Below are 25,771 nucleotides of genomic sequence, written 5' to 3' on the forward strand. Positions count from 1 at the left end.
ATTCTTTAGTTCATTATAAAGATAATAAGGAGGGACGATGTGGCCGCCATTTTTATTGAACGCGATTATAATTCCCGATTTTTATGTAAGTTTGAGTTGTTAAAAGAGCTTCACAGCTTGTATTTGGTGCTTGTATTCGGCAGGGCGGCGTTTCAAAACGGCATCCTGCCGTTTCGTTTATCGGATGCATCGAAAAAAATTTATAAGTATTTTCGTACATTTGAAGTTGGGATTGCCTGACGTCCATGCCAATTTACATCGCCAATCATCATTGACACGGCAATAATGTGCAGGCATCAACGTGCCATCGTACCAGTAAGACCAACAAATCTAATGAGGATACCGTCCATGAAAGCAGTTAATATGGATTATTTGCCCAATCATCAATCCAAGCCCTATACATATTTCGATAGGGGTAAAATTTATTATTCGGATACCTGTTTGCCATTAAATGAAGCTTGGAAAGACGAAAAGATAAGACTTGAAGCCTGGGCGCGGCCCCCTTATCCCGGTTCGGTAGCGCTTCCGGACGATGTGCTGGCGGGGCTAAGCACGATAGGCTTCTGGGATGCGACCTTGGGCCAGGACTGGGGACTTGACTGGCACAGAAATGAAGGTATCGAAATTACATTTTTGGAAACGGGGGGCCTATCGTTCGCCGTGGACAATAAAATTCATCAGCTCATAGCGGATGAACTCACCATCACCCGCCCATGGCAAGTACATAAGCTGGGAAGCCCTAATATCGGTGTGGGAAGGCTTTATTGGATTATCCTTGATGTAAACGTGAGACACCCTCACCAAGAATGGATATGGCCCCACTGGTTGATGCTCACAAAGCCGGACATGGAGGAGCTTACCCGGATGCTTCGGCAAAATGAACAGCCGGTTTGGAAGGCCAACCTGGAAATCAGGAAATGTTTCCAACGCATCGGGCAACTCGTGATGTCCGGGGATGTGGCCAGCAATGAATCTTGGATGATTATTTCAATCAATGAACTGCTCCTGCATTTATTGAAATTCTTTCGGGAGGGTGAGGTGACTTTCGACGAAAACCTCACCAAACAAACGCGCACCGTATCGCTGTTTATTGACCATTTGGAAAATACATTTGCGGAGCCGTGGACGCTGGAAATGATGGCCGAACAGTGCAGCCTCGGAGTCACCCGCTTTGTCCATTACTTCAAGCAGATCAAAAACCAGCCGCCAATGCATTACCTTACCGCTTTACGTTTAAACGCTGCTTCCTACCACCTGAAAAATCATATGGAAATGCCTATTCATCAAATTGGCTACGAGTGCGGATTCACGAGCGGACAATACTTCTCCACGGTATTCAAGCAGAAGTTCGGTTGCTCGCCCCAGGCCTACCGCAACCAGTTTAAGGAACAATGACGCTCGGGTTATAATTTTTTTCACTGAAATAGTTTAAACATTCCCTTTAATATATTCCGCTATAATTGTCGATGAGCAAATATGCTTAGCCAATTATACATCATGGATAACCAAGGGATAAACAAAAAAAGACTCTTTATCGCATCGTCACTGGGCCTTGTGGTGACGGCGCCGACGTTTGCCATCCGGGCCAACTTGCTGGAAACGCTTGGTGCGGCATTCAGCTTGTCGCCCTCGGAAGTGGGCGAGGTGGCCGCTGCTGCATTTTGGGGATTTACGATAGCCATGTTTGTTGGCGGACCACTATGTGATAAAATAGGCTTGGCCGCTATATATCGTTGTGCTTTCTGGAGCCACCTGCTGGGCATACTGGCCACCATCATGGCGCAGGGGTACTATTCGCTATTCTTTTCGACATTGCTGGTGGGTTTTGCCAATGGATTTATTGAATCGGCAAGCTATACCTTGGTCAGCAGCTTGTATCCAATGGATAAGGCCAGACGGATAAACGACTGGCACATCTGGTTCCCGGCGGGCATCGTCATCGGGGGGCTGATGGCCTATTTCCTATCCGCATGGGGATTGGGCTGGCAGGTGCAGATGGCGGTGATGATCCCGCCCACGCTGGTATATGGCTATCTATTCAATAAACAGCATTTTCCTAAATCAGAGCGCGTGTCACTCGGTATTTCAGATGGAGAAATGGTGCGCGAATGCTTGCGGCCGCTGTTTGTGATCATGGTGTGTCTGATGCTGCTCACCTCGGCAACCGAATTGGGGACGAACCAATGGATTGCGGCACTGCTGGCTAATGTAGGGATCCCGGCAATACTCTTACTGGTTTTCATCAACGGGCTGATGACGGTGGGCCGGATGTATGCGAGTACCGTACTTAAGTGGCTCCCAACCACCGGCCTGCTATTCTTTTCGGCCTTGTTTTCATGTGCCGGCCTGCTGTGGCTGGGGAGTGCCCAAGGCTGGTGGGCATTCGTTGCCGCAGGGGTATTTGCTGTGGGTATCTGCTACTTCTGGCCGACGATGATTGGCTTTGTATCAGAAAACATGCCCCGGACAGGCCCCTTGGGACTTTCCATCATGGGAGGAGCAGGCCTCATGTCTACAGCTATTGTACTGCCTTTATTTGGTAAACTCTACGAATCACGGCTTCAGGAAGCGCAATCACAGGCGCCCCACGCTGCCGAACCTCGGACATGGCAGCTCATCGCAGGCGCCGATACGTTGCAAACGGTATCGGTATTGCCGGCTATATTGATCGTTGCCTTTGGATTGCTACACATTTACAACAAAAAAAATAAGAAGAAAAAGCATGGCTAAATTTAGAATTTCACTGAACATGGAGTATTGCCGGAGCGCTGACAAAGCCTTCGAAGATGGGGTAAAAATCGCATCCGAAATGGGGTATCGCTACATCGAACCGATGGTGCATACGGGCTGGGAACTGCTGAGCGAGGTGGGGTATTTCCACTCGTTTTCCATGGAGGAGGACCCGCTGTTGATGAAGGAAATCTGCGATAGGTACCAGGTGCGCGTGAGCAGCCTGAGCGGCCACAGTCCGCTGATGAAACCGGAGGCGGCCGTGAGCAGGCTTACGCGGGCAATCACTTACGCAGATGTGCTGAAAGCTCCCTTTGTGAATACCGATGAGATGCTTAAGCCCGATTGGATGGACGACCAATTTGCCCACGAAGTGATGAAGTATTCGCTGGCTAAAGCGGAAATGGTGGCCCGGAGGCACGGTGTCTACCTTTGCATAGAGCCGCATGGCGTCTATACACAGACGGCTGAAGGGTTGCTGCGGATCGTCAAGTTGGTCGATTCTCCTTGGATAGGTGTCAACTGGGATACGGGCAACTCATACTTGGCTGGTGCGGAAGATCCTTATGAAGCCCTTGAACAGGTAAAAGACTACGTATACCATATCCATGCCAAGGACATCAGCATGGAACAGAGCGATGCCGAACGTGGAAAGGTGACCGGTACCCCGGTGGGCTGCGCTTGCGGCGAGGGAATCGTGGAATGGGACAAGGTCGTTGCGATCTGCGAACCCTTAGACCGGGAGATTTTTCTCAGCGTAGAATGCGGAACTATTGAACAGGCGGCATTTAGCCTGGATTTCCTGAAAAAAACCTTGGGCAATTTATTAATTGATTGATAAACCAAAAATAACCTAAGATGAGAAGAAAACTATTTATGATGATGTTTTGGCTTGCTGCCTTCTTGGCGGGTACGCTGAAAGGTAGCGCCCAGACACAGGTGTCGGGCGTGGTCGCTGATGAATCGGGATTCCTGGTGGGCGCTACTGTCTCCATTAAGGGAACAGCCACGCAGACCCAGACGGACGATGCCGGCGAATACCGGATTACTGTACCGGGATCGGATGCAATCCTTGTTTTTTCCTATACCGGATATACCTCGCAAGAGGTAACCGTAGCGGGACAAACGCGCATAAACGTGACCCTGCGGCCGGATGAAGAGTCCCTGGAAGAAGTGGTGGTGGTCGGGTACGGTACACAGCGCAAATCGGATTTGACGGGTTCAGTGGCATCGATTAAAAGCGCGGATTTGAACCAGCGGCCTGCGGTCAATGTGGAACAGCAGATGGCCGGGCGTATTGCCGGCGTGAGCGTATCGACCAATTCTGGACGACCGGGCGGGCAGACCAATGTCCGGATACGGGGGTACAACTCGGTCAATGCGTCCAATGCGCCGCTATATATCATAGATGGCGTAATTGGTGCAGGCCCGATAGCTTACCTTAATCCGAATGATATTGAATCACTGGAAGTGCTGAAAGATGCATCGGCCACAGCTATATATGGTGCGCGTGGTGCAAACGGGGTCATCATCGTGACAACCAAAAAGGGAAGTAAGGATGGGGGTAAAATCAGCTACGACCCGTATTTCAGCTTCGGTACGATGGCCAAGAAGCTGGACGTGCTCAATGCTGCGGAATTTTTGGCGCTGGAGGAAAGCGCTTATGCCAATGTGGAAAAATATGATCCCGAAGGCTATGCGTCCGGCAAATATGTAGACCCGCAGACCAAACGCACCAACAGCAGGCTTTTTGATGCCAGTGGAAATCCGTTGTATGACACAGACTGGCAGCGCGAAGCGACACGGCAGGCATTTAGCCAAAACCATAACTTGTCATTCGTAGGAGGCAATCAGGAAACCAGTTTCGGCCTATTCATGAACTATGCAAATGAAGACGGCATCATTAAAGAATCGTTTCTGAAACGCTACTCCGGACGGTTGACCATTGAATCGCAGCTAAAACCATGGATGAAACTGGGTGGCACGTTCAATTTCAATCATGTGGAAGAAAACCGTGTGGACGGATCCGTCGGTGCGCTTAACGTCACCCGGATGATGATTGAAGGCATTCCAATAGCACCAGTGAAATACAGCGATGGTGTCTGGGGCGGCAACGCGGACTATCCGGGCATGGAAAATGGCGAGAACCCCGTAAACATCCTGACTAATCGTAAAGATTTGTACCTGCAACAGACAGCGATGGGCAACGTCTTTGCAAACATCAACCTTGGGAGCGATCTGCAATTCCGCACCAGCATCGGCTACAACATCAATAACCTACGCAATAACTTTTTCTCCGGCAAGTATTTGCGGCTGCTGTCCGCTGATCAGGAAGGGATAGCCGAAATCCGGAATACGCGCGAAAATTATTGGCAATTCGAAAATTACCTGACCTATGACAAAACGTTTGGCGAAATACATCGCTTAAACGCCATGGCAGGCCTTGGATGGCAGCAGTTTGACTATTTCTACACGTTTGCTGGATCTCAGGGCTATTCGGATGATTTCTACCAATGGAACAACCTGGGCGTGGGGAGCCGGCCAAGTACGCCCGGCTCAGATACCAACAAATGGTCGATGAATTCTTACTTCGCCCGGGTAAATTACAGCTTGCTTGATAAATACCTCTTTACCGTAACGGGCCGCCTTGATGGGTCATCGAAATTCGGGATTTCCAATAAATATGCTTTTTTTCCTTCGGCGGCTTTGGCATGGCGGGTGTCTGAAGAAGATTTCCTGAAAGATGCCGAAACGGTATCTGACCTGAAATTGCGCACGAGCTATGGCATGACCGGCAATTCAGAGATCGGTGTATTCCAGTCGCTGGCCAACCTGGCGGCCGCTACGGCGATATTCGAAGGCAACCGCGCTTCGGGCGTAGGCATCGGCACGCTGGCTAATCCCAATCTGAAATGGGAGAAGACCGCCCAATATGATGTGGGCATCGAACTGGGACTCTTCAACGACCGGATACGTATCGAAACGGATTTGTACTACAAGAAAACTACCGACATGCTGCTGAATGCGCCTGTACCGTCTTCCAGTGGATATACCAATATCTATAAAAACATCGGAAATATGGAAAATAAGGGTGTGGAAGTAGCACTTCATACGGACAATTTGAATGGTGCGTTGAAATGGAATACGAGTTTCAATATTTCATTCAACCGAAACAAGGTGCTGGCACTTGGGGAGGCCAACGACGATATCTTTGCTAATCCCTATTTCCTTGCCAATACCAATGTCATCCGCGTAGGACAGCCCGTTGGGTCGTTTTATGGCTATGTCCGTGAGGGAACCTGGGCAAGCGATGAAGCTGCCGAAGCTGCCCGGTACAACCTGCTGCCCGGGGATGTGAAGCTGCGGGACGTCAATGACGATGGGCAAATCAATGAGGCCGACCGGGTGATTATTGGCAGCGGGCTACCCAAGTTTTTCGGCGGCTTCCTGAATACCTTTGTTTATAAAAACTTCGATGTAGCGCTGGAACTCCAGTTTAGCTACGGGAATGATATTCTCAATATGTCGAAATCCACCGGTGAAGATCGCATCGGACAGGTCAATAGCTATGCCACCGTCTTAAATGGCTGGACGCCCACCAACCAGCAGACAATGGTTGCCGAGCATCGCCCTGCTTCGTCGTATTACACGATGAATATCGATACGCGGTGGGTAGAAGATGGTTCGTTTCTGCGGGGCAAAAATCTATTGGTGGGCTACACGCTGCCCGCTGGTACATTGCAACGAATCCGTGCGAGCCGGGTGAGGGTGTATGCGTCGTTGCAAAACTTTTTTGTATGGACGAACTATTCGGGATATGACCCTGAGGTGACCACCTATACCGATGCCTTTGCTCAAGGTATCGAGTTTTTTGGCTATCCGAAACCCAGAACGTTCATGCTCGGACTTAATATGACTTTTTAATACTAACGAAGTAGATATCATGAAGAAGATACTTGCAATTTTGGTTTGGTTCACGGCATTCTTGCTGTTTGCAGCCTGTTCTGACTTTCTTGAGGAAGTCAACGAGACCAACTATACCGAGGAAAACTACTTTACACAACCGGAGCATGCCGAAGCGGTGGTCAATACCGTGTATGCTAACCTGCGGTTCATCACAGACGGAGCCGGATTCTATGGGGAAAGCCCCTTCCTCATGCTGGAATTTCCTACGGGACTCGCAAATACAGAAGTGGCCCAAAGCCAGAACAATACAACCCTGCGGATGCTGACGGCCAATGCCGATAATAATTATACATACGTTTGGTGGCGTGATTGTTATAAAGGTATCGCCAACGCCAACCTGGCCATCAATCGGATTCCTGGTATCACGATGGATGAGACTCAAAAAAATCGGTTAATTGGCGAAGCGTTATTCCTGCGTGCTTTCTATTATTTCCATCTTGTACGTATATTTGGTGATGTGCCGCTGATAACCGAACCGTTGGATGCCCAGTCTGAACAGCTTTATCCCGAACGGGTCTCCCAAGAGCTGGTATACGACCTGATAGTAGATGACCTCATCAGGGCGGAAACATCGGGACTGCCCGGTACGGATCAGACAGGCCGGGCTTCGCTTGGGGCCGTCAAAACCCTGTTGTCTGCCGTTTACCTGACGATGGCCGGATTTCCGCTACAAAAAGGTGAAGCATACTACCAGCTTGCTGCTGATAAGGCAAAAGAGGTGATAGACAACAACTGGTATAGCCTATTTGGCGACTATGCGGATCTCCGCGATAAGGCCAACAAAAATAAAGGCGAGTTTATCTTCCAAAACCAATACCAACAAGGTATTGCTACCAGCACGGTCACCGCCCTCTTGTTGCCCCGCTACCGCCGAATATCGCTGTTTTCCGAAGAATTTGGCGCACTCTTTCCGACAGCAGCATTTGTCAACTCATACGATCCGGACGATAAACGGGTAGCCGAACAGCAATATTTCTTTAGCCACTATGCGTCTATCAGCGACCCGAATAATACCGTGAATTTCGGCGGCACCTATATTTTCAAACATTTTGACACCGAGGCTGCCACGGCGACCATCCAAAATGACCTGAACTGGACATTTTTCAGGTATGCGGAACTGCTACTTATCTATGCCGAGGCTGCTAATGAAGTGAGTGCATCCCCATCGACCGCTGCATATGATGCCGTGAACGAAATCAGGGATCGGGCTGATGTACCGCTGTTGTCCGGATTGTCGAAAGCGCAATTCAGGGAAGCCGTGTGGCGGGAACGCTATCACGAACTCTGCTATGAAAATAAAACGTGGTTCGATATGGTGAGAACCCGCAAAGTGTTTGACCCGGAAACGAATGCGTTCAACGATTTTACCAATCACCAGTTTTCATATGGGCCGACATTGAGCGATAAATACTTACTTTTCCCGGTGCCACAGCGTGAAATCAATAATAACACTAAATTGAGGCAAAATGATCAATGGTAATATGATAAAGCAACAAGCGGCCCTATTGTTCTTACTGGTGATGTTTCCGTTTATTGCACATCCACAGCCAAGGGAAGGCGTGCTGCTGACCAGCTTGGATAAGCTGGAGGAATTTTCTGGCGCTGAACATTGGAAATCAGTAGGAACGGTATGGTTTGACCCGACCAATAAGAAAAAAGCGATTCAAGAAGCGGGCGACGGTGTTTTTGTGCGGGATACAAAGGATGGTATATTGCCATTGAGCGCCAACTTGGGCACGGGCAAGCTGCTTTACCTCGAGCTGGAGGTGATGCTTGCTGCCGATGCGCGCTTGATGGTGCAGTGGGATGACGGCAACGGATTAGTATTGGCCGGAGCTGATCCGGCTGCGTTGCAAACAGCATGGAGTGGAGCCCTTGTAGGCTCCGCTCCATTGCCGCCGCGCGTCGATGCCAGCAGGGCACCCGGGCTATGGCAGCAGGTGCGGATGCTCATCTCGGCAGATGGCTGGGTACAGGGGGTGATGCTTAATGAGGTGTCCCTGCATCGGAATATCCGGCTGAAAGGCGGGAAGCAGGGTACGTCCTGGAAAATCGCCTTCAACACCGAAGGGGCTGTGGCATTGCGGAAAATCAACTATGCCCTCCTGGAGACCCCTGTTGCTTCGTTGGATCAATCCTTTGATTTCAAAACGGCGCGGGCCATCATCGTCCAGCCTACCGGCGATCCCATTGTGCAGCGGTGCTTTATCGCGGAGGGCGAAAACAAAAGAACCTATTGTGTAGCTGTAGGCGAACGGGACGGCATCCATTATGTGATGGATCAACAACAGGCCAATATTTTGGGCGTATGGAAGGGCGAATTTTATGACGCCAGTACCATGTGGATCAGCCGCGGGGAGCCACAGTTGGCACAGCCACTGGGCAACCTGATTGGGTTTGATGGTAAGCCGCTGCTGGCAATACTGGAAACTACGGAAGCGGCGTGGCCGGCCACTGCCCAGCAAGGGCTTGTTGTAAAGGGGTACGAGCTGGATGGCGCACGACGCCCTGCGTTTCACTATACCTTTAATGGCCTGTCGCTGACAGATAAGGTAGTGCCCAGCGGGCACACCAACGGACTGACGCGGACATTAGCCATCCAACAAGTGGATAAACCGAATGTGTGGTTGCGCTTGGCGGCAGGCAAAACCATCCGGAAAGTGGATAAAGAACGGTATGCCATTGACGATATGCGGTATTATCTCCAACTGCCAAAAGAAGGGATGGCTGATGTCACTATCCGGGAAATAGATGGGACTGCCGAACTTTTAGTGGCTGTGAAGGAGGACATGGAAGTAAATTATACAATTTATTGGTAATCGATTGCGTATATGACTAAGAAAATAATATTTCGGTTGTTTCTTGTGGCAGGATGTTTCTTAGGTGGGCCATGGGGCGGTCTTAAAGAAGTGCTGGCCCAGCATGAACACCACCAGGCGGAAGCTACAGGAATGAGCCCCCTGACCGAACGGGATTTTTACCGGATTGAGACCGTCAAAATGCCCGAGACGATTATACCCGAAGTAGGCGGGCTGGCTCAATTGGACGACGGTTCGATGGCCTTCGTAACCCGCAGGGGAGAGCTTTGGCTGGTGCATAACCCCAACGGGGAAAGCCCCTATTTTTCGTTGTTTGCTTCGGGCCTGCACGAACCGCTGGGCTTGCTGTATAAAGACGGGGCGTTTTTCGTAGCCCAGCGTGCGGAACTGACCCGCATTACCGATGTAGATGGGGATGGCAGGGCTGATAGGTTTGAGACGCTTAGCAACTGGCCGCTTTCCGGGAATTATTGTGAGTATAACCATGGGCCGGTATTGGCCAACGATGGTAATTTCTACGTGAACATGAACCTGGGAGACAACGGGATGGGCGGCAATGCTGAGCCGTTTTATGGCGAAATGGGCAGCCATGCCAAGTGGCGGGGATGGGTCATGCAAGTGGCGCCTGACGGAACCATGAAGCCGTTTGCGGCAGGCCTGCGATCGCCAGCAGGCCTGGGTACAAATGCCCAGGGGGAACTGTTTTATACGGAGAATCAAGGTGGATGGGTAGGTACCGGCTATATCGCCCATGTGGAGGAAGGTGACTTCTTCGGGCATCCTTCCAGCCTGAAATCAGCAGGTGAACCTGAATCGAATATCCACCTGACCATCGATGATATCCCACGTGACAACCCCCTATTTCATCAAGCGGTGAAACAGATAAAAGGGATGAAAATGCCTTCGGTGCGTATCCCCCATGGCATTATGGGCATTTCGACAGCTGGCTTTGTGGCTGATAAACAGGGGTTCCTTGGCGATTTTTTTAAAGATCAGCTGTTCGTGGGGGATGAAGGGCATGCCAATATCGTGCGGGTGTCCCTTGAGCAGGTAAACGGGGCTTATCAAGGCGTCGTATTCCCCTTCCGCAAAGACTTTGCCTCGGGCATCCTGCGGATGGAATGGGGGACGGACGGGTCGCTGTTTGTGGGCATGTCTGATAGGGGGTGGAGCTCCACAGGTACTGAACGATATGGACTGCAACGGCTTGTCTGGACGGGGAAAGTGCCCTTTGAGATGCAAAGCGTTTCTGCAAGATCGGATGGTTTTGAAATCCAGTTTACGCTGCCTGTGGATTCGGCATCCGCAACAGACCCTGCAAACTACCAATTGTCAAGCTTTGATTACTACTACCACCAAACCTATGGCAGTGACGTAGCGGATCTAAAGGAAAGCCGGATAGCGGGGATCTTGCTCTCGGCTGACCGCAAAACGGTGCGCCTGGTGCTGGACGAAATGCGGGAAGGATACCTCTATGAAATCAATTGTGACGGAATACGGCAACAAGGCTCTGGGGCTCCGCTGCTGCATGCCTTTGGTTTTTATAGCCTCAATGCGGTACCAGCAGGGCAGGTGATAGCCAAGGATACGCCTCGCTTAATATGGATTCCCGAGCCGAAGGTGGAAGCGGAAACACCTGTGCCCGCGATTTCTGCCAAGCCAGCAACAAAGCAAGCCGTACAAGCCGATGCCGCGGCCGAACCGCGAAAACTGGCTAAGCGAACTACACAAATGCCGGAATGGTGGTCAAAGGGGCCTGACAAGACCATTACCATTGGCACACTGCCGGGCCTGCAATTCAGCGTAAAGGAGTTTGATGTAAAGCCGGGATCAAAAGTGAAGTTGGTTTTTAACAATAACGACGATATGCAGCATAACCTGCTGATTGTGCAGGGAGGAGCGACCGAGGAAGTTGGTCAGCTGGCCCTCAAATTGGGACTGACCGGATCAAAGCTGCAATATGTGCCTAAGTCGGATAAGGTGTTGTTTCATACCAATCTCCTGCAGCCCCGATCAAACGAGACTATTTATTTCGAAGCGCCCTCAAAACCCGGAAAATATGAATATGTATGTACGTATCCCGGTCATTTTCAAATCATGAAGGGCGTGATAAACGTTAAAAATTAAACATCATGGGTAGGTTTTTTGCACTTGTATTGGGAATAGCGGCGCTCACCGTGCCTTGGCGGGATGCTGAGGCTCAAAAAAGCTGGAATGCCTTTCGTTGGGAAAAAGACAAAAAGCATGTGGCGCTTTTCAACGGTGATCAGGTAATCTGGCAATTCAATTTCGATCCGAAGGAGGATAAACCGTATTTCCACCCGCTAAGGACTCCCGCAGGGCTGGACATGACGTTGGAGCGGCCCGCCGACCATCCCTGGCATCGGGGGTTGTGGTTTTCCTGGAAAGACATCAATGGCGTCAATTACTGGGAGGAGGATCCTGCAAAGGGCGTTTCAAGCGGCCGTAGCCTAATCAAGGCAGTAAAAACAACACTGGACAAGCACACCCAAACGGCTAATATCGCGATGCGGCTGGTCTACGCTGATTCAGCAAACACGGTATTGAACGAAAAACGCGAAGTGGTCGTAAGCCAACCGGAAAACGGCGGCTATACTGTTTCGTGGTACCACGAATTTGAAGCGGTGACCGACGTCCGTCTATACCTGGAGAAACCTGCTAAATATGGGGGCGTGGAATGGGGGGGCTATGCGGGGCTTTCATTCCGGGGGTCTGACCAATTGAAGCAACCTACTTTCGTGGCCTCCAGCGGCTGGTCTACCCAAGCCGATCTTACGGGATATGGTGAAAAGGAGCGCTGGATGGGAATAACGGCATTGAATAACGGGAAACCTGTTGCTTTGGTCATCTTCGACCATCCCGACAACGAACGGCATCCCTCACCGTGGTATATCTGGCATGCCGCAGGACACAACCTGTTTTTTACGCCTTCTTTGCTTTTCGATGGGCCGCTGGCCTTGAAAAAGGGAGAAAAATTGCGGTTGAAATACCGGGTGTGGGTCACTGATGGGGAAGTTGATGCCGATGCTATCGAAGCACAATACCGCGTGTTTGCGCAGGAATAGTTGAAGAACGGGGCGATGGTCTTATTCGCCCCGTCGCCGTTGAATAATTTTTCGGTTTTTGAGATCGTACTGCTGGCCATGGCTCAGGAAAAGAAAAGGTTGGGCAGCAGCACTCGACCCCACAATAGCATCGTAGTCATAAATCGCGACGTATGAATTGCCGATGACTTCGAGCGTATCGCCTTTGACCCATACGGCAGTGGCTTCATCCAATCCGATGCCGAGCAGCGTGGGTGCACGCCGGATTACTTCCACAAGGTCAAATTGACGATTGCGGCGCAACAAGTGCTGGTCAATAATTGAGTTTTTCAGAAAAGCTAATCCCTGCGTGTGGTCGCCAATCAAGATGTCGGCACCGCTGGTGTCGCCGCGCCATAGGAATGATCCCTGTATGCTGGCACCGGCAGAGCTGCCTGCGATGACCCCGCCCCTGGACAGGACGTCAAGAAAGGCCTGGTGCGTCAGTGTATTCAGGTAATAGTCTGCAATACGCCACTGCCTGCCGCCCACGAAATAAACACCCGTTGCCTCTTTCAACGGAGCAATAAACTCCTCGCTGTTTGCCTCCCGGATGGAGGTGGTATGTAATAGCTGGATATCCTGGATACCCGTATTCTTCTTGACGGTTTCCACATGTGACGGACTCCATGCTGCGGAATCACCCGCTGCGGCGGTGACCACTACGATTTTTGCGTTGTCTTTGCCGCCTGCAAGCTCGACAAACTTCTCCCAGATGGAAGGCGTATCGCCCACGTTACCGCCGATGATCAATAGCGAGCCGTTTTCGGGGCCATGGCGCAGTTCGCTTTTCTTGACCTGGATGGGCGATTGTCCCCAGGCAATGTTGATTGTGATTAAAAGCGTGATGAGCGGAATAAATTGTTTTGTTTTCATTTTAGCCAAAAAAGATGGCTAAAAGTAAGTAATTCTTATGTTTGGTGCTATTTTGATACCCTTATCCTTCAAAAATATTACATCAATTACTTCGAGTTTAGTAAGTTTGTGCCTACCCTAAAGCATCAATATGGAATCAACACCAACATTAAGGCCCTTTAGCGAGGTAGACTTTACTTGGGTGGAAAAATGGGTGGAAAGAAAATTCTACATCGGGGCGTTGACGGATGTACCGTTTGCCTTTGGCGAAATCATACCCCAAGAAAGTGGTTGGCCCCGACTAGGCCGGATACTCGTGGGGAAGGCTTCGATGCGGGGACTGGGCTTAGGAAGCCAATTCGTCGCCGCACTGGTGGATGAATGCCTGCGATTATACCATTGCGACAGGGTAGACTTGAACGTTTGGGAGGAGAATGCAGCGGCAATACGGTGCTATGAGAAAGTGATTTGTGTCCAACCTGGACGAACGGTTCGTGCTTGACGCTTTGGGAGCTCGCTACCATATCCATAAAATGACTTGGCACTATCCTAATCAAACAAGGAAATGGCGGAGGTAATAAATATAATAAACGGCAAGCACGTGGTGGAATTTGGCAAGGGTAAATTTGATGAATGGTGTGTGTTTTTAACACGGGAAAAGGGCACCCGGTATGCACCGAAAGATAAGGATTACTTTTCGATATTGCTGGCATGGGCACACCGATATGGTGTAGACCGGATATATAACGATTTTGTATCGGTATATAACTGCACGACGAATCAGGTTGACACAACTTGCTTGGCACTGATTAAAAAACTGGCCGCTGACTATGGGGAGCACGATAGTGAAGAAGTAGAAATATGGTTTTCGGTTTTGTACGGCGGTATGATAGCAGAAGAAAATAAAGCTAACTCCAAGCTTGGAAAAAGAATCAAGCGGCTCGGTATTTACCAGCTGCTTTATGAAGGATATGAGCCAGCTGCGGCTGCGGATTTTTCCAAGGGTAAACAAGCGGCTGCCCTGGATATACTAATGCGGAGACGGGGTTTTTAAACCGATGTCCGTCTATTCATCGGTATCCGGAAGATCATCGGGCTCAAGGTTGCCAGAAGCCGTGCCCGCGAGATCACTCGCCCCAGTATCGGTTTTTTTTACATCGTTGGTTTCCCGGATGCTCGGGTCATCCTTCTCCTCGTCTTGGTTTTCTTCTTCGGCAAGGAAGCCACTGTAGTTGGCCCGTTCATTTTCGGCTATCCCACGGCCGTGTTTATCTTGGTCTACGGGCTTTTTCTGTTCCTGAATATGCATAGCTCCTCCTAATCGTTTTAAGAAACAACGCCGGTCCTGATGAAAAGTTTGTGCTTTTTGTTCGCTTGCGGACAGCCGATTGTTCGCTATCGCACAGTGTTGCTCTGTTGTTTATTCTTATTGTGCTGAAAAACAATGATTTGTGTTTTTGGTACAGAAATGTAATGTATTGGCACAGACATCGGCGGCAGGCCAAATGCGGGGACGCCCGTTACATAGCCAACGCCACCAAGAAAACAGGAGTTTAAAACATAAAGAATAATTAAAAAAATTAAGACATCATGAAAACCTTCGTATTAAGCACGCTTATCGCAGTAGCAGCTACCGGAAACACATTAGCGGGTACTATCGGAATTCCGCATGTAAAGCGCATTGAAATGACCGAACTGACAGAAAACGCCACACGTATCGATGCGTTCAAATCTCAGTTGGCCTTTCACCAACGCAATGTAAACGTATTGTGGAATCAATACGAACTTGCCGTGGATCGCATCCACAACAGCAGGGGCAACCACGCTGAATTGGATCGTGACAAGGCCTTCTTTATCGGCGTGTACCAGCAAGATATCCAAAATGGCATACGGGTGGAAGGCAGCCAGCAGGCCATCGCCGAAATCGAAGCCAGGTACGAACAGGCCCATCTTGACAGGGACATCCAGGAAGCCAAGCAACTCGTGCGTTTGCAGACCCAGTTGAAAGTGGAATTAACCAAGGAAATGAAAGCTTTTGAAAAGGCAAAGCGGAAAAATACAGCGCTGGCAGATGCTGAAACATTGCGCCTGTTGCAGGAGGTGGAACACTACCTTGTTCAATCCGTCAAACGTGCGGATGACTTGATAGCAAATGGGGGGGCTACTGCCGTTGCCGCCCGCTAAAAGATAACTTTTTAATAGGAAGAGAAGCCGTCCAACACCTGTCGGGACGGCTTCTTTTTTATCATTTCGTACGGAGGTAAACGTTTTGGTGGGTCGACCTAAGGATGAGGTCGATACCGCCGCCATTGAGCGTGCCTTTGATACTTTCCCGCTCGCGGAATGCAAATATGTTTACGGCACCGGCTTCGTAGACCATTGCTGGCAACGATGTGCGGGATGTTGTGCGCGTGGCTGAACGGCTGCTGGCTACACTGACGCTGCTCGTGCCTGATAGGGATGTCGCTATCTCAGACAGTTGGTCTTCGTTGTCGTTGCTCTGGGGAGTGACGACGATATTAAATTCGTCCGAGGCATATAGTTTGCCGTATGACGAACCCATGGAAAGGTTGGCTTTGGTAACCGTGGGCAGGGCAACGTCTACATGGCCGTACGCTGATATGATGGATATAGGCCCTTTGACGTCTGTACCGAAGGAGGCATCGATGTCACCGTGTATGGACTTGATATTCATCGGCCCACTGTTGTTTTCCAGGGCTATCCGATGATAGGTGCTGGATAGCTCGATTTCCCCTTTCATGTTTTTGACGGCAATGGTATCTGCGGAGGTGGTTTTGCCAATGAAGACAACGGCTACTTGTTGAGGAACACGGATGCGCAGCATTTCGTTGCGGTCACCGTTGCTGCTCACGGGGGTTACCTGCACCTCTTGGTCGTTCTTGACGACGCTGATACCTAATCCGGTATTGTCCTTGAGGCCGGAGCTGTTGAGCGCTTGGAGCCCCTTGGCCCGGGGATCTTCTTCTTCAGGCGCTCTGCGGCTGGTAAAGATAATATCGCTCCCGTCATAGCCCTCGATGGTAACACTTAACAGATCATTGACGATGAGTCTGCCTGCGTTGTGGGTGATTTTGTATTCTTGCTGTGCCCGTGCTGAGTAACACAGGGAAAGAAAGATTGCCAAGATAATTGTTTGCTTTTTCATGTGATTTTTTATTCGTTTATCATTTTGTTACAGTTTGTTTTGATTCAGCAACACGGCATAAATTTCATCTCTTACTGCCGCAAAGGTGTACGGATCGCGTGCCAAGGCAAAAAGGGCTTCTTCAATGCCTACTTGATCGATTTGGGCTGCCACTTTGACGATACCGAGCTGTACCAGTGGATCATCTTGGGTGGCAAGCGACGAAGCGAATACATCCGCTACCTGCGGATCCTGCAGATGGCGGCTGAGCACATCTAACGCCGCTAAGCGGACATTGGTGTTGCCGTCTTTATTCATTGTCGCGGCAAGCATTTCCCTGATGGTATCGTCCATCTTTCCAGATTGTTCAATTTCTAAGATGGCTGCCAGCCGTATGCTCGCCGAGCTGCTGTCGGCTAGCCGTGTAGCCAGTGAGGCGGGTGATGGTTTGGCAGGCCCGGTTTGGGCCGCAGAGAGACTTTCTCCTGTCTTTGGGCGCGCGTCTTGGCGTGCAAGGCGGTCTTCCGTAGGATGGTCCGCTGATTTTTTTTCTGCCTGACGAACAACAGCCGAATCTGCCGGCGTAGGCAATATAGGCTGCTGTGTTACGGTGGATGCATGGTCCCGGGTGGGAGCGTCCTGCCGTTCAGTCAATAGATAAATCGCGATCATTCCTACAAGGAGCGAAGCTGCCGCCAGCCAGTTGGTACGTTGGTAGCGCTTGAAAAAACTTTGCTTGACAACAGGCGTGGGCCTGAGTTGGGCTTTCAAACGCTGCAACACTTCAGGAGAGGGCTCCAAGTGGTCGAAATCCTCCCGGTGTTCTTGGACAAAATTTTTTATGGGGTCCTTCATGATAATGTCTTGTTTTTTAGTGCCTGAATTACTTTTTTCTTGGCACGGTGATACTGTGTGCGCACGGTGGTGTGCGAGACACCAAGCATTTTGCCGATTTCCTCCTGCGGAATATCTTCAAAAAGGTATAAACTTAGTATCGTTTTGTACCCCTGTGGCAATTGCTCGATAGCTTTCCGCACATCTTCTACCTTGCAATCAAACAGCTCGGTTGCATCTTCATCGTAGCCTTCTTCATCAGCAATCTCGATTTCATCGGCATCAGTAAAAAAGATTTTACGCTTTCGTATATGCGTAATGGAACGGTTGAGTGCAATGCGATTTACCCAAGCGCCGAAGCTTGCCGTATTCTGCAATCGGTGGATATCCGCAAAAGCGTGATAAAACGATTCCTGTAAAATATCCTCTGCCTCTGCCGTGTGTGATATGATGCGACAAATGGAATTGTATACAGGCTTGGCGTACTTGTTGTACAACCCCGTGAAGCCGACATCATGACCTGCCCGGCAGAGGGCGATTAATTCGATTTCGTCTTTCTTTTCTACTGGCTGCAAGTGATCTATCTTATGTGATTCATTAGTTAGTCGTCAATTGCTTAATAATGTTGCACAGAAAATGGCGGGTAACCTAAAAAATTAACGGGCTGTACCAAAAATAGGCCGCAGGTGCCGACAGGGGGAATGATTGGCAGGGCGTAAAGGAAGGTGAAGGAATGCTGGCGCGGGGCGATTATGCGCTAATATTCATCATTGATTTCTATCCAATGCCCATCCGGATCTTGCAGATAAAGTTGTTTGACGCCATCCACACGGATAGTTACCTGTTGTTTCTCGCCTTGCCAGTTGATGTATGGGATGTCATATTCATTGAGCCGTGCAATAAACGTATCGATGGAGGGCACACTAAAACACAGGTGTGTAGCGATGTCATGTGCTGTGATTTCTTTGGCCCCTTCAATCAAGTGCAGGTAGCTGTTGGGGCCAATCTGTAGCCAAGTGTGCTTGCCGTCATGGAAGGGTTCGGGTACGGTATCCAATTGCAATACGTCCCGATAAAACACGGTGCTCTTGTCAAGGCGGTACACCGACAAGGCCATGTGGTTTAATACGGGATTTTTATCCTGTGCCTGTGCGGGGCGTAATACCCCAACAATGCATATGCTAATGAGTAGGCCTATTAATGTGGTACGATTCATAATTGCAAACTTACATAAATTGATCAGATATGCAAGTCAAATCGGTATGTCTTGTGACCTGTTGGTATGTGAAAAATACCAATTTTTGGGTATTGATTGAGCGAGTTTTATAGCCGATCTTTATGCTGATTTTGATGTCAATGCATTTTTAGGTTAAATATGGTTAGTTTGCGAAACCCCGAAAGGGGAGAAAACACTGGTCGGTAGGCGTACCGGCCAGTTTTCTAAACACCTTTACCACGAAGTCGATGGGGCCATGAAAACAAATACACTTTATCGCATCTTATCGAGGCTCTACAATACTATTAAACTTAATCTTTTTTACGTTTTGCTGTCTTTACTGGTGCCTGTGATTTTATGGAAAGTACAGATAGGGCGGGATATTGTCGTAAGCTTGGCCGAACCTGGAGGGCACAATTATGTAAATATTCCCTTATTGATAGCCTCATTTTCCTTACTGGCGCTAAGCAATTGGGTGATCCCTGTGTTGGCAATCGATATCTGGAAAGGTGTACTGGGACGGCGCATCAAAACCCAATTATTGTATCGTGGATTGGTAGCGCTGTACAATGGTCATACAGCAGGCAAAGAACAATTTCCAATCCGGTATTTCGCAAGTTTGCCGTGGGTGATATTTTTGTATGTAGCTGCCAGTTCTTTTTTTCCTGACAGGCCTTTTATTGCCATTGCCATCATCTTACTATTGATCGCACTTGTTCTGCTGTTGGATTGGATGTACCGGGTGAAACGGGTGCCGGCAGTTTTTCAAGGCTTATGGGATAGCATGACGGAAGTAGGGGAGCATGATCGGACTAAGGCACTTCGCTACGTAACGTCCATGACCGTGCTGTTTGTGCTGTTTCTCGTCGTCGTCGGTCTTTTAGGTGCGTGGGTACAGCATAGTAGGGCAGGACTGATCGCATTGGTGATCGGTGGTAATTTTATCGGTGTCGTCGCTAATTATGCGTATATGAAGTTTGCCGAAAATGTGGATGTCCGTGCCCTTGGCATATCTTATTTTGTAAGCAAATACATCCACATCCTATCTCTGGTATTCATGATGACGGTAGCCATCTTGTTGCAAACCAGCAGTGCTCGTGGATGGCCGATTTCGATAGGGTTTTTCTCGCCCATCTTCGTTTTAATCATGGCTATCTCACTTTATCTTTTCCTTGCCGATGTGCTTGTCACCGCACAATTAAATATCACGTGGCTTTATAATGCCGAGCATACCGATGGACCGGTTTGGGTATGGTACCGGCTTGCTATACATACACTTGCCTTCGGGTTTGTGTTTTTATTTTTCTTCAATGCTATCAATTCGCACCGTATCCACAAAAAAATGGTACAACCAGCGCGAAGTTTCAGGGCCGATACGAGACCTACGCTAACTACTTACTTCGATCATTGGGTAGACGCGCGATTGGCCGAGTCAACGGATACGTTGAATGTGTATCTCATCTCCGGCCAAGGTGGCGGATCGCGAGCCGCGGTGTGGTTTTACATGGCCATGAATTACTTGGATAGCCTGGAGAGCACCCCATCCCGGCGTTTTGCGGACCATGTGTTTTCGATTTCCACGGTGTCGGGCTCTACTTCAGGAGCGGCGATGTACTTGGCAGATCAATATTTGAATATACCTTTTCGACCCACTGCTGTGGTACCCCGTATGAAAACAATTTATGCAAGGAATTACCTTAGCAGTTCGTTTTGGGGGGTGTTAATTGGCGATGGTTTCGAAGGGATTAAACATGAAGTGTTTGGCAGGTTGTTTGGAACACGGAAAGTTTTTCCAAAAGATAGAAATTATTATTTCCAGAAAGAGGAAATTAAAGGGTATACAGTAGCCACACCCGAACGGGATACCCATGAGATCGATGAATTTTTCAAAGGGGACTACCTCGCGTCTTATGTGATCCAATCTACTGGCAGACAAGAAATGCAGTCCGATGATTCCATAACATTCGGCACCGATCGGCCGCTTTTTTTCATTAACAGCGCGATTGTGGAAACAGGCGAACGAGGTGTATTCGCACCGGTAGATTTGGCAAGTTTCAGCCTTGGTACCGATCTCTATGGGCTGTTCAAAGCACACAATGAAGGTTACAGCATTCCGCTGATTGCCTGTGTAAACCAAAGCCAGGCGTTTCCGGTGATTAACGCATATAACTACCTTGATGGGGCAGGGCGATTGATAGACGGCGGTATCTACGAAAACTCAGGTACCGCGACGACGCTGGAGATCTATGAAACATTGCGAAGGCACGTGGAAGCGCGGCAGGATACGTCACCTGTTATTCGGTTTGTCTGCATCAATATCGTCAATACCAACATGGACGTTGTCAAAGAGGTTGTCGGCTTTCGCCCAGCCTCGGTACTCAATACGCTTACAGCTGCTTTCCAAAGCCCTTTTGGCGGCCACGAACAATTTAGCTATCGCAACATGCTACGGAAGGCAATCGCACCGGATATGGCCTACCCGTTTGCATTGGATCGGCCCGTGCCGCTTACGCGGATGTTGCAACCAGCCGCTATCGATACCATGTATATGGCTTTACATCGGGTAGGTGAAAGCGTAAAACGTAATTATCGTTAAAAATAGCATCGAACCCGATCGAGCGGTCTGCCCAGCGTAAGGCCCAGCGTGACCTCATGTGAGCCATTTTGCAAACCATTGATGCGGCTGATCATGTAATCATAGGAGTATCCGATACGGAGCCTATCGGTAGCGAAGACCTGCATCACGAATGACACGGAGTTGAGTCCGCTCAAGCGGTCGCCCGTAAGGCGTTTGTAATCACGCCGAAAAGCCGAAACGCCGGTGCGTATCCCACCTCCCAACCACAGGCGTTCGTTGAAAATGAACATCGCATTGAGGTCTAAGCTCGGCGGACCGGACAGGTCATCTTTATACAACAAGCTGGGCCGCAATGCCGTATATTCATCCAGATCGAACAGCATGCCACCAATGACATACAGATGCGCCCGGCGCCTGATGTGATCTATCGTCGTTTGATCCCACCGGAAAAGGTTGTCAGACCCCGTTGCAGCAAGCAAATCCATGACGGATATGCCTGCATACCATTTGGCATTGTGGTAGTAGACCCCGAAGCGGATATCCGGCACAAAGCTACTCACCTTACCGGGCGGGAGTACGGCGTCGCCCTCCTCCAATACGACGATTTTGGTACCATCCAAACTGTATTGGGTTACTCCGGCCCCAAGGCCAAAACTCAGGCGCTCGGTATCCTCGCGGTCCAGCTGGATGCGGAATGCATAGTTGAGATATACCGACGTAGCCAGTTGCGGCCCGAGTTCATCGGCCAAAATTTGTACCCCTCCACCGTGGCGGCGTCTCCCGTACAGGTCAAGGAGGCCGTCAAGTGACAATAGCCCTGTCTGGGGAGCGCCATCCAAATCTACCCATTGGCTTCGAAGGCCCAGCTGGGCAAACAGTTCCTCCTTGTAACCCGCATAAGCGGGATTTACGCTCATTGAATTAAACACATACTGCGTAAACTGGATGTTTTGCTGGCCGCGCACACTACATGTTATTCCCAAGGGAACCAACAGCAACCATATCTTCCATCGTGTCTTCATCGTCCTGTGTTGTTGCGTTTATTGCCGTTTTACCAATACCCATCCTTTATGGATGGTTTCTACACCATCTTTCCTCAATACCAGCCGATAATAATACGTGCCATCACTCACGCCCGCGGCCCCCCAATTTTGCTGATAACTACGGCTACGGTAAACCTCGTTCCCCCAGCGGTTGAAGATGGTCAGATCCGCTGCTTCGTAGTTTTCCAGCCCCTGGATGACAAACAGATCATTTTTGCCATCGCCATTGGGCGTCAGCGCATTCGGGATGAGCAGCTCGGCGTATGTAATCGTCATCCGTACAGTGGCAATATCCCGCTGCCCATTTTCGTCGGTGACTTCATATACAAAATCGTCCTCTCCGACAAAATAAAGATTGGACGTATAGGTGATGCTGCCATCGGTATTGACCAGGACCACACCATTTCGGGGCTGGACCACTACCCGTACGCTGGCCACTTCCAGTGGACTATCGCCGGGGCGGTCGTTTTCCAATACGACCACGGTGAGCCGTATACCTGAAGGGCCGGCCATCGCATCATCAACAGCTTCCGGCCCACGGCTATCCGACACTAGTTTGGTGAGCCAGCTGTCGTCTGCTGTTGGATGGGCAGCCGCTACCCAATCGCGCGCATGTATCCCTTGGGCAAGGCGTTGCGTATTGCCCCCCATCCAGTTGCCACTACCGGCATATTGCATCAGTTGGGCGCGAGCGTCTACATAGGCACTACCATTGGTGACGCTGTTGTGCTGGAGGGTATATGCTGTGTATACCGCCTCGTCTGCATAAATATGCCACATGCGATCCATGCCTATTTCAGGTTGCGGGATGCGTGAGGGGTCTATCCGGTAGTCCCGTACACTCACATGCAAGGTAGCGGAAGCGTTTGCAGGTGATAAGGTTGCCGGTGTATAGTCACCCTCTGCTATGCCGATAGGAAAGGTAAAAGGATTGGCCGAAGCATACGTCTTCACGACATGTCCAGCCACGCTATTGTTCGTCACGATCATCCGTTCGCGGGAGTAATCCCGTAGGGATCCCTCGGCACCGATGAGCAGGTCATGACCATTGAGCAAAACATCGCCGCCATCTATGGCAAAGTCAAAACGGCTATTGATATGCAATGCTGCAGCCTGCGGGCCGTCGGCGTTGTCCGTATCGTATCCCGGGTCGGCGATATCAGTGAGGATAAGATTATTCGGGTTGCGCAGTTCGATAGGTACAGCGATGGGCTCGCCATGATTACCGTCTATCCGTGTTGGACCAGTAGTCATGTCTTCATAAAACGGATTGGTGCCGGGGTCGTGTATGATGATTTTACCTGTGCCGCTGAAGCTGGCCGTAGGTGCAATCCAGATGTTGCGGCTCCAGATTTCGAGTGTGCCGTTGATGATCCAATGAGAGTTGGGCCCGAAGTAGCTGGTTTCGGCATAGCGCAATTCTACGGTTTCCGGATCGATGACCACGGTGGAATTATCGGCAGTAGTGCTCCCGGCACCAGTCTGAGCGAGGGATGGAGAGGCAGCCAGCAATACGGTGAGGAGCCATAGCAAGGAGACGATGACTTTCCTGATCGATATTTGTGCTTGTCGGGTCATTGTTGTTTATTCATCATACCATTTCACCCGTTGATAAATCATTGGGTTGGAGATGATGGCACAATTGTGCATTGATGCGTTGCTGACGTTGTTTTCTTCATTTTCGCTTTCTTCATCATCCCATTGGGAAACTGCCGCGCTGACTGTGTAATTAGATCGGGTAGGTATGTCCGTTAGTTCCGGTGTTAGCCGGAAACGGATGGCATCTGGATGTGTAAATCCTCTTGGCAAGACTGCCTCTGAGGGGTTGGTGAGCAGAAAAGTATGGGTGGTATCGTCATGTGATACTGTCCATCCCGAATAGTCGATGAGGGTAAGCGTAGTGCCTGGGGGATGGGTAATTGTGACAGTGACCTCCTCCTCCTCAATATCCACATCATCCGTCCCCAGATTGGACACCTGCACCGTAAACGTATTGCCATCCACATAGTCGATGCACCTTCCGTCGGCGATGATATCGCCCAAGATGAGGTCTACCCCTTCAGCATATACCGGTGTCCGTACAGAGGAAACGTTATTTAGCGTGTCCTGATCTGTCCCTTCCGGCACATGCAGTTTCACGGTATTGACGACGTGATTGCCGGGCGGTGTTTGGCGTAACGTTCCTCTTACTTGTATCCGCCCTGTACTATTGGCGGCGATGGATACCATTCCATCAATTATATTAGGTGTTGTTGTACTTTCTTGGATTGATGGCGTTCCTATCCAGACACCGGGGTCAAGTATGGTAAAGCCTGTAATATCAAAAGTCCCTGTCGGCCCTCCAGTCAATATGTTGCCATAAGCGTCCTTTATGGTATCTCTCAATGCGATGTTTGCGATTGGTGCGTCCGTGTCATTGACTACCTCAATGGTGTATGTAATTTTATTTTCGTTTGTCCCCGCACCTCCAGCATTCGTAGGAATCAGGAAGTCTCTATCCGCCAATTTAACGGTTCGCAGGTTGCCCAGTGTGGTTACAAGAATATTGCGGATTTCATGGAAATTGAGACCTCCTGCTGTAGACGCAGCGAAGCCCACTTTCATCGTTGGAGGTGGAGGATCTGTAGTGCGATAGGTAACTAGTTCGTCAAAAGTGCCGCCAGGTGTTTTACTCCAGCGCACGGTAATATCGTAAAATCCAGTTCCGGTAGACATGATAGTAATTTGTACCCGCCTGTAAAAGACGTTACTTGAGGGGCGTGTATCAGTGCGTGTGTTGTAATCCACTTCATCCCGTCGACGGATTTGATTATCGTCACCAGTTCTAATGCCTATAGGTTCATAATCAAGGAATTCGTTGGTCGTATTGGGGTTATTGGTCGTTGGCCCACGGAGGACAACAGCATTGGGCCGCATTCCTGGTCCACCAATACGGCCTTCTCCAGGATTTGCAAAGTTGCCATACGCATCGAACCCCACACCTATATACCCTCCCGCTAATCCTTGGGTTACTTGTGGATTGCTGCTCGTGTTCGGCGCATAGCCAAGTGACCCACCGTATCCCCCCAGGCGAAAATTTGTCGTGGCATCAAAGAGAAATACGCTTAGGCCGTCAGCTCCATTATAGGTATTGTCGTTACGACTACGCCACATTTTATATTCAAAATCGACCAACACACCCATTCCTGAAGGAAATGAACGATTGATATAGGCATAACCTCTTTGATTGTTTAGATCCCGAGTTAGCCTGAGCCATCCACTGCCTACGGGGTCATCAATCCCTGAAGTAAAGTAGGCTTCCCCGCCACCACCACCCGGCCCGCCCACCACAATATCAGGGTAGTTGTTTCCTCTTAAATCATCAATGATGGTAAACTGGGCTTTGCTGGTGTGGCAGGCCATCATACCTGTTATTGCCAGTAGGATCCATCGGTAGAAAGCCTTCGAATTAACAATGCTGATGTGTAGCTTCATTTGCTCT

At 49.8% G+C, this 25,771-nt stretch carries 21 protein-coding genes; 12 read left to right on the forward strand and 9 right to left on the reverse strand.

Annotated features, from left to right (window positions below):
- Positions 1-348: 348 nt before the first annotated feature.
- From BMW65_RS14760 to BMW65_RS14795, 8 genes are all read left to right on the forward strand, one after another.
- A complete protein-coding gene (locus BMW65_RS14760; protein ID WP_218145424.1) occupies positions 349-1,395 on the forward strand; it encodes a helix-turn-helix transcriptional regulator in 1,047 nt (348 codons plus the stop codon).
- An 81-nt stretch (positions 1,396-1,476) separates the two neighbouring features.
- Positions 1,477-2,730 carry an MFS transporter gene (locus BMW65_RS14765; RefSeq protein ID WP_218145425.1) on the forward strand — a complete coding sequence of 418 codons (1,254 nt, stop codon included), beginning with the start codon at positions 1,477-1,479 and terminating at the stop codon, positions 2,728-2,730.
- Positions 2,723-3,568, forward strand: coding sequence for a sugar phosphate isomerase/epimerase family protein (locus BMW65_RS14770; protein ID WP_090606524.1), 846 nt, complete (start codon positions 2,723-2,725; stop codon positions 3,566-3,568). The genes BMW65_RS14765 and BMW65_RS14770 overlap by 8 nt, the downstream gene beginning before the upstream one ends.
- Positions 3,569-3,588: 20 nt before the next feature.
- Entirely contained in the window at positions 3,589-6,654 is a 3,066-nt protein-coding gene (locus tag BMW65_RS14775; RefSeq protein ID WP_218145426.1) for a SusC/RagA family TonB-linked outer membrane protein, read from the forward strand.
- Positions 6,655-6,673: 19 nt separating this feature from the next.
- A complete protein-coding gene (locus tag BMW65_RS14780; RefSeq protein ID WP_090606526.1) occupies positions 6,674-8,176 on the forward strand; it encodes a RagB/SusD family nutrient uptake outer membrane protein in 1,503 nt (500 codons plus the stop codon).
- Entirely contained in the window at positions 8,163-9,515 is a 1,353-nt protein-coding gene (locus BMW65_RS14785) for a hypothetical protein (RefSeq protein WP_090606527.1), read from the forward strand. Before BMW65_RS14780 ends, BMW65_RS14785 begins: the two co-directional genes overlap by 14 nt.
- A 12-nt stretch (positions 9,516-9,527) precedes the next feature.
- A complete protein-coding gene (locus tag BMW65_RS14790; RefSeq protein WP_090606529.1) occupies positions 9,528-11,642 on the forward strand; it encodes a plastocyanin/azurin family copper-binding protein in 2,115 nt (704 codons plus the stop codon).
- A gap of 5 nt (positions 11,643-11,647) precedes the next feature.
- A complete protein-coding gene (locus tag BMW65_RS14795; protein ID WP_090606531.1) occupies positions 11,648-12,601 on the forward strand; it encodes a DUF6807 domain-containing protein in 954 nt (317 codons plus the stop codon).
- Between the two features lie 21 nt (positions 12,602-12,622).
- Here the strand turns inward: BMW65_RS14795 and BMW65_RS14800 are convergent, their stop codons facing one another.
- Entirely contained in the window at positions 12,623-13,495 is an 873-nt protein-coding gene (locus BMW65_RS14800) for a cyanophycinase (protein WP_090606532.1), read from the reverse strand.
- A gap of 130 nt (positions 13,496-13,625) precedes the next feature.
- Between BMW65_RS14800 and BMW65_RS14805 the strand changes: the two genes are divergently transcribed.
- The gene (locus BMW65_RS14805; RefSeq protein WP_090606534.1) at positions 13,626-13,976 is read left to right on the forward strand and encodes a GNAT family N-acetyltransferase; all 351 of its coding nucleotides are present in this window, start codon (positions 13,626-13,628) and stop codon (positions 13,974-13,976) included.
- 63 nt (positions 13,977-14,039) lie between these two features.
- The gene (locus BMW65_RS14810) at positions 14,040-14,528 is read left to right on the forward strand and encodes a DUF7004 family protein (RefSeq protein WP_090606535.1); all 489 of its coding nucleotides are present in this window, start codon (positions 14,040-14,042) and stop codon (positions 14,526-14,528) included.
- A gap of 12 nt (positions 14,529-14,540) precedes the next feature.
- Here the strand turns inward: BMW65_RS14810 and BMW65_RS14815 are convergent, their stop codons facing one another.
- Positions 14,541-14,783 (reverse strand): hypothetical protein, encoded by a 243-nt coding sequence (locus tag BMW65_RS14815; protein WP_090606537.1) that lies wholly within the window; start codon positions 14,781-14,783, stop codon positions 14,541-14,543.
- Positions 14,784-15,064: 281 nt separating this feature from the next.
- Between BMW65_RS14815 and BMW65_RS14820 the strand changes: the two genes are divergently transcribed.
- Complete coding sequence (locus tag BMW65_RS14820) at positions 15,065-15,658, forward strand: hypothetical protein (RefSeq protein WP_090606538.1); 594 nt, start codon at positions 15,065-15,067, stop codon at positions 15,656-15,658.
- A 61-nt stretch (positions 15,659-15,719) separates the two neighbouring features.
- Here BMW65_RS14820 and BMW65_RS14825 read toward each other — a convergent pair whose 3' ends face one another.
- The 4 genes from BMW65_RS14825 to BMW65_RS14840 form a co-directional block, all read right to left on the reverse strand.
- Positions 15,720-16,640 carry a DUF4097 family beta strand repeat-containing protein gene (locus BMW65_RS14825; protein ID WP_090606540.1) on the reverse strand — a complete coding sequence of 307 codons (921 nt, stop codon included), beginning with the start codon at positions 16,638-16,640 and terminating at the stop codon, positions 15,720-15,722.
- A 27-nt stretch (positions 16,641-16,667) separates the two neighbouring features.
- A complete protein-coding gene (locus BMW65_RS14830; RefSeq protein WP_090606542.1) occupies positions 16,668-17,474 on the reverse strand; it encodes a HEAT repeat domain-containing protein in 807 nt (268 codons plus the stop codon).
- The gene (locus tag BMW65_RS14835) at positions 17,471-18,028 is read right to left on the reverse strand and encodes an RNA polymerase sigma factor (RefSeq protein WP_177181143.1); all 558 of its coding nucleotides are present in this window, start codon (positions 18,026-18,028) and stop codon (positions 17,471-17,473) included. Before BMW65_RS14835 ends, BMW65_RS14830 begins: the two co-directional genes overlap by 4 nt.
- Before the next feature lie 182 nt (positions 18,029-18,210).
- Complete coding sequence (locus tag BMW65_RS14840; protein WP_143053894.1) at positions 18,211-18,669, reverse strand: VOC family protein; 459 nt, start codon at positions 18,667-18,669, stop codon at positions 18,211-18,213.
- Positions 18,670-18,925: 256 nt separating this feature from the next.
- Here BMW65_RS14840 and BMW65_RS14845 point away from each other — a divergent pair, with 256 nt between their 5' ends.
- Complete coding sequence (locus BMW65_RS14845; RefSeq protein ID WP_090606544.1) at positions 18,926-21,265, forward strand: hypothetical protein; 2,340 nt, start codon at positions 18,926-18,928, stop codon at positions 21,263-21,265.
- Here the strand turns inward: BMW65_RS14845 and BMW65_RS14850 are convergent.
- From BMW65_RS14850 to BMW65_RS14860, 3 genes are read right to left on the reverse strand one after another with little or no spacing between them, the layout of a single operon-like run.
- Entirely contained in the window at positions 21,262-22,269 is a 1,008-nt protein-coding gene (locus BMW65_RS14850) for a PorP/SprF family type IX secretion system membrane protein (RefSeq protein WP_090606546.1), read from the reverse strand. The two genes, BMW65_RS14845 and BMW65_RS14850, sit on opposite strands and share 4 nt — an antisense overlap.
- Before the next feature lie 18 nt (positions 22,270-22,287).
- Positions 22,288-23,868: a T9SS type B sorting domain-containing protein gene (locus tag BMW65_RS14855; RefSeq protein WP_090606548.1), complete on the reverse strand. Its 1,581-nt coding sequence runs from the start codon at positions 23,866-23,868 to the stop codon at positions 22,288-22,290.
- A 6-nt stretch (positions 23,869-23,874) separates the two neighbouring features.
- The gene (locus BMW65_RS14860; protein WP_090606549.1) at positions 23,875-25,764 is read right to left on the reverse strand and encodes an L-type lectin family protein; all 1,890 of its coding nucleotides are present in this window, start codon (positions 25,762-25,764) and stop codon (positions 23,875-23,877) included.
- Between the last annotated feature and the right edge of the window lie 7 nt (positions 25,765-25,771).

The organism is Parapedobacter koreensis (assembly GCF_900109365.1).
Classification (GTDB): domain Bacteria; phylum Bacteroidota; class Bacteroidia; order Sphingobacteriales; family Sphingobacteriaceae; genus Parapedobacter; species Parapedobacter koreensis.